General features: G+C 66.4%; 12 protein-coding genes. 7 read left to right on the top strand and 5 right to left on the bottom strand.

Going from position 1 to position 13,041, the window contains the following annotated elements; all coding sequences use genetic code 11:
* Positions 1–34: 34 nt before the first annotated feature.
* Positions 35–223, top strand: coding sequence for a hypothetical protein (locus BM353_RS12755; protein WP_092081480.1), 189 nt, complete (start codon positions 35–37; stop codon positions 221–223).
* A gap of 86 nt (positions 224–309) precedes the next feature.
* Complete coding sequence (locus tag BM353_RS12750) at positions 310–1,005, top strand: tyrosine-protein phosphatase (protein ID WP_092081478.1); 696 nt, start codon at positions 310–312, stop codon at positions 1,003–1,005.
* Positions 1,006–1,013: 8 nt separating this feature from the next.
* On the opposite strand, the gene BM353_RS12745 is transcribed toward BM353_RS12750, so the two are convergent.
* Positions 1,014–1,700, bottom strand: coding sequence for a TIGR04283 family arsenosugar biosynthesis glycosyltransferase (locus tag BM353_RS12745; RefSeq protein ID WP_092081476.1), 687 nt, complete (start codon positions 1,698–1,700; stop codon positions 1,014–1,016).
* A gap of 88 nt (positions 1,701–1,788) precedes the next feature.
* Between BM353_RS12745 and ygfZ the strand changes: the two genes are divergently transcribed.
* Positions 1,789–2,526, top strand: coding sequence for a CAF17-like 4Fe-4S cluster assembly/insertion protein YgfZ (ygfZ, locus tag BM353_RS12740; protein WP_092081618.1), 738 nt, complete (start codon positions 1,789–1,791; stop codon positions 2,524–2,526).
* 10 nt (positions 2,527–2,536) lie between these two features.
* Here ygfZ and efp read toward each other — a convergent pair whose 3' ends face one another.
* Positions 2,537–3,100: an elongation factor P gene (gene efp / locus BM353_RS12735; RefSeq protein ID WP_092081474.1), complete on the bottom strand. Its 564-nt coding sequence runs from the start codon at positions 3,098–3,100 to the stop codon at positions 2,537–2,539.
* Positions 3,101–3,318: 218 nt separating this feature from the next.
* Here efp and BM353_RS12730 point away from each other — a divergent pair, with 218 nt between their 5' ends.
* Positions 3,319–3,636: a DUF6280 family protein gene (locus BM353_RS12730; RefSeq protein WP_092081472.1), complete on the top strand. Its 318-nt coding sequence runs from the start codon at positions 3,319–3,321 to the stop codon at positions 3,634–3,636.
* A gap of 176 nt (positions 3,637–3,812) precedes the next feature.
* Here the strand turns inward: BM353_RS12730 and BM353_RS12725 are convergent, their stop codons facing one another.
* Both BM353_RS12725 and BM353_RS12720 read right to left on the bottom strand, forming a co-directional pair.
* Entirely contained in the window at positions 3,813–7,247 is a 3,435-nt protein-coding gene (locus BM353_RS12725) for an ExeM/NucH family extracellular endonuclease (RefSeq protein ID WP_143104158.1), read from the bottom strand.
* A 197-nt stretch (positions 7,248–7,444) separates the two neighbouring features.
* On the bottom strand, positions 7,445–8,707 hold the full coding sequence (locus tag BM353_RS12720) for a UbiH/UbiF/VisC/COQ6 family ubiquinone biosynthesis hydroxylase (protein ID WP_092081468.1): 1,263 nt from the start codon (positions 8,705–8,707) through the stop codon (positions 7,445–7,447).
* A gap of 53 nt (positions 8,708–8,760) precedes the next feature.
* Here BM353_RS12720 and BM353_RS12715 point away from each other — a divergent pair, with 53 nt between their 5' ends.
* The gene (locus tag BM353_RS12715; protein ID WP_092081466.1) at positions 8,761–10,101 is read left to right on the top strand and encodes an amidase; all 1,341 of its coding nucleotides are present in this window, start codon (positions 8,761–8,763) and stop codon (positions 10,099–10,101) included.
* On the opposite strand, the gene BM353_RS12710 is transcribed toward BM353_RS12715, so the two are convergent.
* Entirely contained in the window at positions 10,092–10,844 is a 753-nt protein-coding gene (locus BM353_RS12710; RefSeq protein ID WP_245759645.1) for a hypothetical protein, read from the bottom strand. The genes BM353_RS12715 and BM353_RS12710 overlap by 10 nt on opposite strands.
* Before the next feature lie 97 nt (positions 10,845–10,941).
* Between BM353_RS12710 and BM353_RS12705 the strand changes: the two genes are divergently transcribed.
* The gene (locus BM353_RS12705; RefSeq protein WP_092081464.1) at positions 10,942–11,820 is read left to right on the top strand and encodes a glycosyltransferase family 2 protein; all 879 of its coding nucleotides are present in this window, start codon (positions 10,942–10,944) and stop codon (positions 11,818–11,820) included.
* Between the two features lie 183 nt (positions 11,821–12,003).
* Entirely contained in the window at positions 12,004–13,008 is a 1,005-nt protein-coding gene (locus BM353_RS12700; protein WP_092081462.1) for an ABC transporter substrate-binding protein, read from the top strand.
* Positions 13,009–13,041: the final 33 nt, after the last annotated feature.

Below are 13,041 nucleotides of genomic sequence, written 5' to 3'. Positions count from 1 at the left end.
AGCTTGTCCCCAGAGGTCACAAAGGATCGGCACGATGCGACGCGCCCCGAATTACACCAACGCCACGCTGCTGTCGTTGCTCGTCAACCTGCTCTGGCTGTTTTCGCTGGTCTGGGTCGTGGCGGGGTTTGGCGCCGTGCTCCTGCTCGCCGTCGTGCTCAATCTCGCCATCTCCCGGCTCGAGCGCCGGTTGCGCGACAACGATGGCTACTCCCGCGGCTGACCGCTCTTTCCGCCCCGCTCCGATCCGCACCTTGTCAGAGCCCCCTCCCTCCCCTAGATGGGACCGGCGCAACGCGGGGGCAGGGCATGGGGCTTTGGGCCAAATTCAGCGCCTGGGAACGGAAACAGACCAAACGTCTGACCAATTCCTTCGGCAAGGATATCTCGACCGCCGCCGGCCGCCGCGCGGCGCGGTTTCACGTCCATTGGATCGACCACGGGATCCTGCGCTACCCCTGGACGAATTTCGACAAGATCGCCGACGGGGTCTACCGCTCCAACCAGCCCGGCCACGCGCGGCTCCAGCGGATGAAGGACATGGGCATCCGCACCATTCTCAACCTGCGCGGCGAGGACGAATTCGCCCATTACCTCTTCGAAAAGGAAAGCTGCGACGCGCTCGGCCTCGATATGATCGACATAAGCCTTCACGCCCGCAAGGCCCGACGGGGAGAGCGCTATCTGGAAGTGATCGAGGCGCTCAGGTCCGCGCCGCGCCCGATGCTGATCCATTGTAAATCCGGCGCCGACCGGGCCGGCTTCGCCGCCGTACTCTACAAGCTGGCGGTCGAGGGCGCGCCGATCTCCGAGGCGCGCAAACAACTCGGCCTGCGCTACTTGCATATCCGCTGGAGCAAGACCGGCATCCTCGACCACATCCTCGATCTCTATGAGGCGCGCAACGCGCAATCGCCCATCGCCATCGAAGACTGGTTCCGCACCGAGTATCGTCGCAAAGAGGCGCAGCGCAGCTTTGACGCGCTCCCGATCTGGAAGCGCTAGGGGGGTCCCTACCCGCTCTTGCGCCGGTAGCGCGCCGCGAGCCGCTCCGGAGCCGCTCCGGCAAGATAGGCCGCCAGCAGCCCCAGATTGCGCGCGCCCCGGCGGAGCCAGCCCTCCGCGAGGTAGCGCTCCGCCCCCGTCTCGACCGCGGCGTCCAGACCTCGCAGCCGGCCCTCGAGCCTGCGCGCGAGCGCCACGTCTTCCATCAGCGGCAGGTCCGGGTAGCCCCCGAGCGCCGCAAGCTCCGCCCGCCGGATCAGGAGCCCCTGATCGCCATAGGGCAGACCGATCCCCCGCGCCCGCAGATTGGCCCAGCCCGCCACCACCCGCGGCATCATCCCGCGTGCGCGAAACCGCAGCCGGAAATACCCCGGTGCTCCGGTGCCCAGATGCGCGCCGACAACCGGAGCCCAGCCCGGCTCGGGCCAGCTGTCGGCATGGAGCACCAGAAGCCAGTCCCCTTCGGCCGCCGCGATCCCGCGGCCGATCTGCTCCCCGCGCGACGGCGCGCCCGAGACCACCTCGGCCCCCGCCGCCCGCGCGATGGCCAATGTGCCATCCGTCGAGCCGCCGTCGCTCACGATCACCTCGCGGATGAGCCCCGACTCCAGCCCCTCCATCAACGCCGCAAAGCTGCCGCGCAGCGGGGCCTCGGCGTCGAGGGTCGGAATGATGACGGAGATCGGTGCGCGCATGGCCGCCTCTGTTGCCTGTCTCGAAAAACTCTATATTCCGAAGCCGGAACAGGAGGAAGCGATGGCTGACCAAACGATCGGTGAAACCGTGCCCCAGCGGCGCGTCCTGCGGCTTTCGGGCGCGGAAGTGCGCGACTTCCTGCAAAATCTGGTGACCAATGACATTGCCGGGCTCGATACCGGGCTGGTCTATGCCGCGCTGCTGACGCCGCAGGGCAAGCTCATCAGCGATTTCTTCCTCGCCGCCGATGGCGCGGACGTGTTAATGGACCTGCCCGAGAGTCAGGCCGCGACCGTGCTCCAGCGGCTCACGCTCTACAAGCTGCGTGCCGATGTGACGATCGCCGAGACCGCGCTCCACGTCCGCCGCGGGCTCGGCCCCGCGCCGGAGGGCGCCTTTCCGGACCCGCGCCACCCCGCCCTCGGCTGGCGCGCGATCGGCGCGGCGCCGGGGAGCGCGCCGCAGATCGATTGGCCGGCCTTGCGCGTGGCGCATCTCATCCCCGAAATGGGCGTCGATCTCGATGGCGAAAGCTACATCCTCGAAGCCGGGTTCGAGGCGCTGAACGGCGTCGATTTCCGCAAGGGCTGCTACGTGGGCCAGGAGGTCACGGCGCGGATGAAACACAAGACCGAGCTGCGCAAGGGGCTCGCGCGGGTGCGCGTCGAGGGAGAGGCGGGCACGGGCACGCCGATCGAGGGAGAGACGGGCAAACCGGTTGGAACGCTCCTGACCCGTGCGGGCGACGAGGCGATTGCCTACCTGCGGTTTGATCGGGCCCAGGGCGCACTCAAGGCGGGCGGCGCAACCGTCACCCGCCTGTGATCAGACGCGCTCAGGCGCGCTCGGAATATTCCATCGTCTCGGTGTTGACGACGATCATTTCGTCCTGCCCCACGAAGGGCGGGACCATGACCTTCACACCGTTGTCGAGGATCGCCGGCTTGAAGCTATTGGCCGCGGTCTGGCCCTTCACCACCGGCTCGGTCTCGGTCACCTGACAGGTGACCTTCTGCGGCAGCGACGCGTTGAGCGCTTCGGCCTCGTGGAATTCCACCACGATGGTCATGCCGTCCTGCAGGAACGGGCGGCGCTCGCCGAGGATTTCCGCCGGCAGCTCGACTTGTTCGAAGGTCTCGGTGTCCATGAACGAGAGCATGCCGTCGGCCTCATAGAGGAACTGCATGTCCTTTTGCTCCAGCCGGACGCGCTCGACCTTGTCGGCGCTGCGGAAGCGTTCGTTGAGCTTGCTGCCGTTGCGCAAGTTGCGCAGCTCGACCTGCGCGAAGGCGCCGCCCTTGCCGGGTTTCACATGGTCGACCTTCACCGCCGCCCAAAGTCCGCCGTTGTGCTCCAGCACGTTGCCGGGCCGGATTTCGTTTCCATTGATTTTTGGCATGTTTTAAAGGCTCGCGCTCAGACTTGATTGACTGTCGAGCCCGTCTATATCTGGAGGGACGGTGCCGGGCAAGCCTGCTGGCGGGTGGGCTTGTTGCGGGTCGAGCTATGCTTGGGTTGCATGGGTGATATGCATGAGCGGACTATCCGAATCACGCATCTTCCTCCATAAGGGCCGTCACGCCGAAAAAGACAATGACAAAAAAACAAGGACGGATCATGAAGGATTTCGTTGACGGCACAGCCTTCAATAACGAGCAAGGTAACCGTGCCAGGAAACTTTTTGCTGCCGTGGTACTGGCAGCGTTGGACGATGCCATTGCGGATGACAAGAAGTATGGCAATGGCCCCGAGCAGATCGCCCGCTGGGCGCGGTCGCGCGATGGGCGCGAAGTGCTGTCCTGTGCCGGAATCGACCCGTGCGAGCGCGTCGTGGAAGGTCTGATGGACTTCGTCGGCCGCGGTGTGCGGACCTCTGTCGCGCTGTCGCGCGAAGAAAGCGAACGCCGCAACGCAGCCCAGGCCGAAGCCGCCTGAGCCGCGCGGGGCGCGCCCTCCGGCTCGAACGGCCGGACGGAATGACCCCAATTGAAAAGCCCCGTATCGTAAAAGCGATACGGGGCTTTTGTTTGTTCTGAGCTCAGCGCCCGACGGAACAGCGCCGGGCCCGAGGTGGCAGCGCCGGGCTAGCCGGCACTTCCTGGCCCGTCCGATCAGACGGTAAAGATGTCCTCCGGCACGAAGGTCTCGATGGTGATCGTCTCTTCGCTGAGGTTCTCGCCGTAGATCATGATCCGGTCATCGCCCGCATAGAGCACCGCGACCGTCCCGAAGGCTTGAAGCTGGTATTGGTCCGTGCCGAGGCGGATCGTGTCTTCGGCGGTGTCGAAGTCCATGATCAGATCCGTCTCGCGCACCCCGTTGGAAAGCTCCGCGCCGAACTCGAAGGTGTCGGCCCCAAGCCCGCCCGTGGCGCGGTCGATCCGGCCGGCGCCCGAGAGGATCAGGTCATCGCCATCGGTGCCCACGAGGTTGTCGTTGCCATCGGTCCCCTCCACGAGGTTGAGCGGCGCGTCGAATTCAAGGCCGATCAGCACCGGATCGTGGTCCGACGTCCGGAACGGCACGGACCCGTCGAAGATCCCGGTATCGCGGCCGAAGTCGGTGTTGTAGTCGATCGCATCCGGCTCATCGGAGTTGATCGTCCAGGTCGCCGCCCCGGTCACGTTGTCGAGAATTTCCGCACTGCCGAACCCGTAGTCGAGCGTCCCGGTCTTGCCGTCGAAGACGTAGGACACATCGCCCGGATTGTACTCTTCCGGCAGGTCGGTGTAGCCGGCGTCGCGCATGACATCGATGGGATCTTCCTGCAGGTAGGCGTTGAAATCGCCCAGAACGATGTGATCCTCGTCGGCCACCTGTTCGAGCCATTCAGTGAGCGCCTGCACGCCCTCGGTCCGCATCGCGTTGAAGTTGCCCGCGCCGTCGCCCAGATCGGCATCGTCGCCGGTGCCGCTGCCACCCTTGGACTTCATGTGAACCACCGAGACGGAGAAATCCTCCCCGGTCGCGTTGTCGATGAAGGTCGCCACAAGCGGCGCGCGGTTGGTGCTGGACCCGTCAAAGAGCGGCGAGGTGTAGCTGCTCGGCAGATCGACGAGATCGGAGTCGGTGAGCGTCTCGACACTCCCGGGCACGACTTGCACCGCGGAGGTGTTGTAGATCAGCCCCACCGAGATCGCGTCGGAGACATCGACAAACCCCTCGCCCACCTCGACGGCGGCATAGGTCGCGCTGCCCACGGCGGCATTGAGCGCATCGACAAGGAAATCGATCGCCACGAGCCCGTCGCGGTTCTGGTCAAAGTCGAACTCGTTTTCGAGCTCAACCAGCCCGTAGACATCCGCGTCCATTTCCAGAAGCGCGGTGACCATCTTCTCGACCTGCCGGTCGAACTCGGCCTGGTTGTGGGCGCCGCGCGGCTCGAGCGCACTCGGGCCCGAGCCCGGGTTGCCGGAGACGTTGAGCGTGGTGAAGAAGTTCAGCACGTTGAGCCCGGCCACGGTGACCGTGCCGCCCACGTCGGGCACCTCTTCCTCGCGGGTGTTGGTGTCGACGAACTCGTTGCTGTCATCGACGCTGCGCACGCGCCAGGAATTGCCCGAGCCGCTGTTGCCGGCCCAGGTCCAGTTCACGATGCCGGTGAGGTCGGTGATCGTGTCGCCCATGGTAAAACCGTCGGCGGTGGTGAAGACGCCGTCGCCGTCGAGATCGGCCTCCTCGAAAATCGCCGCGTTCTGGACGTTGAGGCCGTCATCGAAGATGATCTGGCTGGAGCCGACCTCGCGCTCATAGGCGTCATAGGCGACGGGATCGGGATCGTAGAGCTGGGTGAACTGCTCGGGCCGGCCATCCGCGGAGAGGCGGATTTCGTTGAACCGGTCCAACTGGAACATCTCGTTGACGGTCAGCTCATCGGTGAAGGTGGCGAGCATGCCCTCATAGGCTTCCAGATCGGCCGCGTATTTGCCCGCGCCGTCGACAACCACATCGGTGATGTCCGAGAGCGAGACCTCGACGGCCATGTCCTTGACGTCGGCCACGGCGCCGGCGGTGACGATCTCGATGGCGCTCGCGGTGATCTGGGTCTGGCCCTGGTATTCGGAGACGGTGCCGGTGATCCGGACCTTGTCGCCGAGCGCCACATCGCCGAGCCCGCTGGTGCCGTCATAGATGAAGATGCCCTCGGACGTGCTGGCGTCGGCATCGTGATCGGCCGCCTCCTCCTGAACGAAGAACCCGCCCAGATTGCGCAGCTCATCGGCGTCGTCATATTGGAAATCGCCGACGACAATCGCCTCGACGATCACCGCGGCGCCCGACATCGTGGTCGCGTCGCCGCTACCCTGGATCGCGGAGATCAGGGTCGTTTCGGTAGGCTCGCCACCGTCGCCGCCGTCGCCACCATCCCCGCCATCATCAGCGGCTGCGGGCGTCGGGGTGTTGTCGGCCCCGAGACTGAAATCGCCAAAGACCCAATCCGCCGCCGTGTCGGTATCGACACCATCTTCGACGCGGCGCACCCCTGCGGGCAGGAAGGTGCCGTCGGGCCCCAGCACAGGCGCATCGAAGAAAAAGGTGTCACCTTCATCTTCATCGTCATCGGACACGCCAACCGCATCGATCACGACCTCGCCCCCGGTGACGACGGTATCTGTGAGCGAAGCCGTCTCGACGAGCGCCAGCGTGTAGCTGGAGTTTTCGATGAAGTTTACGCTGATTTCCTTGTCGGGGGTAACCGCGTAGACGCTGGCCTCAAGCATCCCGCTGTTGCCCACGAGGAAGAAGCCGTTCTCGCCGATCGCATCGCCCGCTTCGAAATCGACGCGCTTGTCGATCGCCCCGTTGGACGCGCCGGCATCGCTTTCCACGATGATGAGGCTCAGCCCTTCGAGCGAGGCGCCCGCCTCGCCGAAGAGTTCGATATATTCCACATCCGCGCCGGTCGTGCTGCCGAGCACCTCGTTGATCACCAGCGGTTGAATCGCATCGGTGACGGTCATGGCCGTGGTCGGCAGGGTCTGGATACGCGAATTGCTGCCCACCCAATTGGCCGGATCGGCAATCGCCGCGAGCAGCTCGTCGCGTGTGCCGGTCAGGAGCGATTCGTTATAGGCGCTGTTGTCGACCTCGGAGCCCGCGCCGGACCCTACGCCCACGGCGACGGCCGTCAGCCCGACGGTAAGCCCGGGCGGCAGGGCGCTGGTGTTGGAGTTGGTGGCCGTGGCCTGAAACTGTGTCGAGTTGCTTGCCACGGTGAACAGATAGCTCGGCGCATCGACCGTGCCCTGAAAGGCGGTGATCTGATCACCGGCGGTGGCAAGCGCAAAGACTCCCCCCGCGGAGGAGAACTCGCCGCCCACGCCGCTGAAGGTGATCACCGTGCCCGCCGCCACATCGGCCGAGGCGGTGTATTTCAGCACGCCTTCGGAGTCCCGGAAACTCCCGTCGTCGAAAACCCCATGGTCGGTGAAGAAGATCTCCGTCCCGATTTCGATATCCACCAGCGGTACGAAGGTAAAGGAATCGGGATCGTCCGAATTCAAACTGGTGATGGCAATATCGCCCGCTGAAAGTGTGGTCGCCATGGTTGTGGTCCCTCTTGAGTTTGGTTTTGTGCGCGCACCATTTACCAAGTTTGTAACAGTTTACCGTCGCATCCCCAAAAGAGCAGCAACGGCCACCGGGACGGGCGCGCTTTTTTGTGTCCGGACATACTGCATGATCCGCTGCGGGTTTCCATGCCCCCTCACGAAAACTCGGCTCAAAACCGCGAAAACGCGCCTCAGATCTGCTCGCCGCGCAGCAATTTGGGGGTCTCGCCGCTCAGGCCCGCGGCCTCGCGCATTGCGCCGCGCCGCGCGGCCGGAAGCGCATTCACCGCACCCATGCCCAGCCCGCGCAGGGCGCGCAGGATCGGGTTGTCATTTGAAAACAACCTGTTGAACGCGTCCGTTGCCACCGCGAGCGTCGCGGCATCGAACCGCCGCCATTGTTGATAGCGCGCGAGGACGAGCGGGCTGGCGATATCCTCGCCCCGCCGTGCCGCCTGCGTGAGCACTTCGGCAAGCGCCGCCACATCGCGCAGCCCGGCGTTGAGCCCCTGCCCCGCGATCGGGTGGACACCATGGGCCGCATCGCCCACCAGCGCCACGCGGTCGGCGACGAAACTGTTGGCCAGAGAGAGCGAGAGCGGATAGCTGAACCGCGCGCCAGCGAGGGAAATCCGCCCGAGGAAATCGCCGAACCGGGGCCGCAGCACCGCAAGATAATCCTCGGCGCTCATGCCGGAGATCCGCGCGGCCTGCGCGGTGCGCTCGGTCCAGACGATGGAGCTGCGCCCCCCTGTGAGTGGCAGGATCGCGAGCGGGCCGGCGGGCATGAAGAACTGATGCGCGACGCCCTCGTGCGGGCGCTCATGGGCAATGGCGCAGACCAGCGCGCTCTGCCCATAGTCCCATCCGGTGCGCCGGATCCCCGCCCGCGCGCCCACGCCCGAGCCGCGCCCGTCGCAGCCCGCCAAAAGCCGCGCGCGCCGCTCCGTGCCGTCTGCAAGCGTCACGATGATCGCGCCGGGCTCGGCCCGCTGCGCGACGATCTCGGCCGGGCTTTCCACAGTGATCCCCGGCTCGGCCGCCAGCGCGGCGAGCAGCGCGGGGCGCAGATGGCGATCCTCAACCATGTGGCCCATCGGCCCATTTTCGAGGTCGCGGTGGTCGAAATGAAGGCCGAAGAGCCCGCCCCCTTCGCCCGGCCGGCCGTCGCTCACCCGGATGTCGAGAATCGGCTGGGCTTCGCCTTCGATCGCGCCCCAGACGTCCAGCGCCTGCAGCATCCGCACCGAGGCCGCCGCGAGCGCATAGGAGCGGCCATCGAAATCGGAGGCGGTCTGCGCCTCGGGCGGGAGCCGGTCGATCATGAGGACGGAAAACCCCGCCCGCGCGGCGGCGAGCGCGAGGCTCGCGCCGTTCAATCCGCCACCGGCGATGAGGATATCGTGCTCCGCGTGCATGGGGGGAAATATGACCGACGCGGGCGGATTGTCCATGCGCGATCGAGCGGATACGGTCGCGCCGACGCGAAGACACAGGAGAGCGCGCGATGGACGGGGCTCTGACGAAAAGCGCGAGCGCGCTCGGGCGGGAGATTGGCGAGGGGCGGATCGATCCGGTCGCGCTGACCGAAGCCTACCTTGCGGCGATTGCGGCCCATCCGGTCGCGGAGCGGATCTACGCGCGGCTGACCCCGGAACGGGCGCTCAGCGAGGCCCGGGCGGCGCGGCAGCGGCAGCGGGAGGGCGCGCGTCTCGGGCCGCTCGACGGGGTCCCGATCAGCTGGAAGGACCTCTTCGACAGCGCCGGGACCGCGACCGAAGGCGGCAGCGCGCTGCTCAAGGGCCGGGTGCCGGAGACGGACGCCAAGGTGCTGGCGGCGGCGAGCGCCATGGGGCTCGTTTGCCTCGGCAAGACCCATATGTCCGAGCTGGCCTTCTCCGGTCTGGGGCTCAACCCTGTGACCGCGACGACGCCTTGCATCAACGATCCGGAGGCCGTCTCGGGGGGCTCGTCATCCGGGGCTGCGGGCTCTGTCGCCTTCGGGCTCGCTGCCGCGGCCATCGGCTCGGACACAGGCGGCTCGGTGCGCATTCCTGCGGCCTGGAACGATCTGGTGGGGCTCAAGACCACCTCCACCCGGCTCTCGCTCGATGGCGCGATTCCGCTCGCGCCGCGCTTTGACACGGTCGGCCCGCTTTGCCGCAGCGTTGAGGATGCCGCGCAATTGCTTGCCGCGCTGGAGGGGCGCGCGGCGGACGATGACGCGGTGCCACCGCTGGCCGGGCGGCGTTTTGCCATGCTCGAAACCGTGGCCACAGACGGGCTGCGCGAGACGCCCGCCCGCGCCTATGGTGACGCGCTCGCCCGGCTGAGTGCTGCTGGCGCCCTGCTGGAGCCGCTGAGCTTTCCGCCCTTGCACGAAGCGATGTCCTTTTCCGGCATTCTCTACGGTGTCGAGGCCTACGGGCATTGGAAAGACCGTATCGAAGCGGAGCCGGACCTGATGTTCCCGCCGATCCGCGAGCGCTTCCGCAGCGGGGCTGAATTCCTCGGCGCCGACTACATCGCCGCCTGGGTCCGGCTGGAGGAAATCCGCGCTCAATGGGCCGCTGCGACCGAGCGGTTCGACGCGGTGCTCTGCCCCACCAACGCGATCATGCCGCCCAAGACCGAGCGGCTGCTGATCGATGAGGATTACTACGTGACCGAGAACCTGCTGACCTTGCGCAACACGCGGATCGGCAACCTGCTCGGCCTCGCGGTCCTGACCCTGCCCACGGCCACGCCAAGCGTCGGGCTCTCGCTTATGGGCCGGCCTTTCGGCGAGGAAGCGATCCTCTCGCTCGGCCGCGCGGCGGAGGCGGCGCTCGGCGCGGATCAGGCGTAGTCGTAGCCCAAAGCGGCCTCGATCTGGGGATCGAGCTGCGACAGGACGAAGGCGCGATCCTCCGGCGAGAGGGCCTGCGGCGGGGCCGGCCGGTCCGGCACCGCTGGGTTGAACCGCGCGCCGAGCCGCCGGGTGACCGGGGCAAATGGCGGCGTCAACGCCGCGCCGGTCTGCTCCGAAAGTCGCTGCAGGACCCGCTCCGGCGCGCGCGTCGCCTCCTCCATCCGCAGCAGCGCGACCTTGCCCCCCCGCGAAGGCAATCCCAGAAGCGCCCGCGCCTTGGCCCGGCGCAGCAGCAGCAGATTGCCGAACATTTCGCCCGTCAGCGGATCGCGGTCCTGCTGGAGCGGCGCGCCGATCGCGCCGGGATCGACCTTGGGGAAATAACGCGGTCGGTCCAGAACCGTGTCCCACGGAGCACGCAGAAACGCGCTCAGATCCAGCCGCTGCATCTCCGCCCGGCAGTGCCACGGCTTGGCATACATGCTCAGCACCCAGTCCAGAGCGCCGCGCACCGAGCCGATCAGCAGCACATCGGGCGCGACCCCCATCATCTGGGGAAACCCGTGTTTCCAGCCGTAGGCGTCGGTCGGCGTGAGCGCGAGGTTCCGCTTGATGAGCCGGGTGAGGTAGTTCGTCCCCGACGAGCGCTCGCCAATCACCTGAAACCGCCGCGGCGGGGGCCCGTCACAGCCAAAGACCGCGACCCCCTCCGCCCCGATACTCGTGCCCCTTGCGCTCAAACCGATGCCCGCCCTTGCCAATTTCGGTTAACATGGCCCCTGCGCTCGCATATGAAAACCACGAAAGCACCGGCATCGCGCCGGAAAGAGGGGCCCCATGAAATTCAGCGCGGCGGCGGTTACCATGGTGCGCGATGACGCGTTCTTCCTCGAGGCCTGGGTGCGCTACTACGAAGCGGCGTTCGGGCGGGAGGCGCTCTATGTGGTCAACCACGGCCGGCAGGACGCGGTGCGGAAGATCGCGGCGGGCTGCAACGTGATCGACATTCCCGACGGGCCGCGCCACGAGTTCGACACCCGCCGTTGGCGCTTTCTCAACAACATGGTCAACGGGCTGCGCAGCTATTTCACCCATGTGATCGTTGGCGATGTGGATGAATTCGTCGTGGCCGACCCGGAGCGGGGGTCGCTCGCCGAGGTGCTGGGGCGCACGCGGGGCAACCGGATTCTGACGCCGATGGGGCTTGAGGTCGTCCACCTGCGCAGCCGCGAGCCGGAACCTTTGGGCAAGACGATCCTCGGCCCCCGGCGTCACGTCCGCCACGCGCCTCACTATTCCAAACCCTGCATCGTCTCGACCCCGGCCAAGCTGGCGCGGGGCGGGCATTATGCCGATTGCGACAAGCTTCAGATCCCGGACGGGCTCTACCTGCTGCACATGAAATACTGCGACTACGAGCTTTATTGCGACACGATGGACCGGCGCAACGCGGCCGTGAGCGCTGCGCGGCAGAGCGCCGAGGCGGACAAGCGGATCATGATCGGGCGCCATTGGTTCCCCGACCAGCGCAAGGACGCGGCGATCTTCGAGGGCTTCGACGCTCTGCCCCTGCGGACCGGTTTCGACCTCTCCGGGCGCAAGGCCCGCATGCTCGAAACCTGGGGCCCGCGCGGGCAGACCGGCTTTTGGGAGTTCGACCCCTCCGTGCCCGACGAGCTTCTCACTCTGCCCGATCGGTTTTTCGGCATCCTCTGATGCGGGGCGCGCGGGCGGCGCCGCGCCGGCGCTCTTCGGCAAATGATCAAGGACGCGCCAGTTGCCGCCCGGTTTCGCCCAAGGAATGGGCAAAGTCGGCCCCATGCACAATATTGCATCAAATAATTGGCAGGTTGCGCCCGACCTGCTAGCCTCCGCCCGACACAAGAGGAGACAGACCACATGTTATTTCGCGCATTCGCAGCGCTGTCGCTGGCGGCAACCGGCGCCATGGCCGATGATCATACAACCGACGTGGCCTTTGCGCTCGACTGGAAGTTCGAAGGCCCCGCCGCTCCCTATTTCGCAGCCATCGACAACGGCCATTTCGAAGCCGAGGGGCTCTCGGTCGAGATTACCGCCGGGTCCGGCTCGCTCGATGCGATTCCGAAAGTGGCCACCGGCGCCTATCCCGTGGGCTTCGCCGATATCAACAGCCTCGTGAAATTCCTCGATCAGAACCCCGGCGCGCCGGTGATCGCGGCGATGATGGTCTATGACAAGCCGCCCTTCGCCGTGATCGGGCGCAAATCGCTTGGCGTCGAGACCCCGGGCGATCTGGAAAACAAGGTGCTCGGCGCGCCGCCCCCCGACGGCGCCTGGGCGCAGTTTCCGATCTTCGCGGCCGAGAACGGCCTCGACATGGAAAAGATCACGGTCGAGCCTGTGGGCTTCCCGACGCGCGAGCCGATGCTTGCCGAGGGCAACGTGGCCTCCATCACCGGGTTTTCCTTCAGCTCCTACCTGAACCTGGTGCGGCTTGGCGTACCCGAGGATGACATCTCGACCTTGCTGATGGCCGATTACGGGCTGGATCTTTATGGCAACGCGGTGATCGTCAACACCGAGTTCGCCGCCGAAAACCCGGACATCATCGAGGGCTTCCTCAAGGCGGTCGCCGCCGGCTGGAAAGATGCCATCGCGGATCCGGCCTCGGTCATGCCCGCGCTGCTGGCGCGCAACCCGGCCGCGGATTCCGCGCTCGAACAGCGCCGTCTGGAGCTTGCGATCGAGGCCAATGTGGTCACCGATTTCACCCTTGAAAACGGCATGGGCGGGATCGACACGGCGCGGATGGAGAGCGCGCTGGAGCAGATCGGCACCGTCTACGAGTATCAAAGCGCGCCCGATGCGAGCCTCTACTTCACCGATGCCTACCTTCCCGAAGGCGGCTTCGCGCTGAAATGAGGCAAGTGCCGGGAGCGGCCCCGCGCGGCTCCC

The organism is Poseidonocella sedimentorum, assembly GCF_900116005.1.
Taxonomy (GTDB): Bacteria; Pseudomonadota; Alphaproteobacteria; order Rhodobacterales; family Rhodobacteraceae; genus Poseidonocella; species Poseidonocella sedimentorum.
This window is presented reverse-complemented; position numbering and strand designations above follow the sequence as displayed.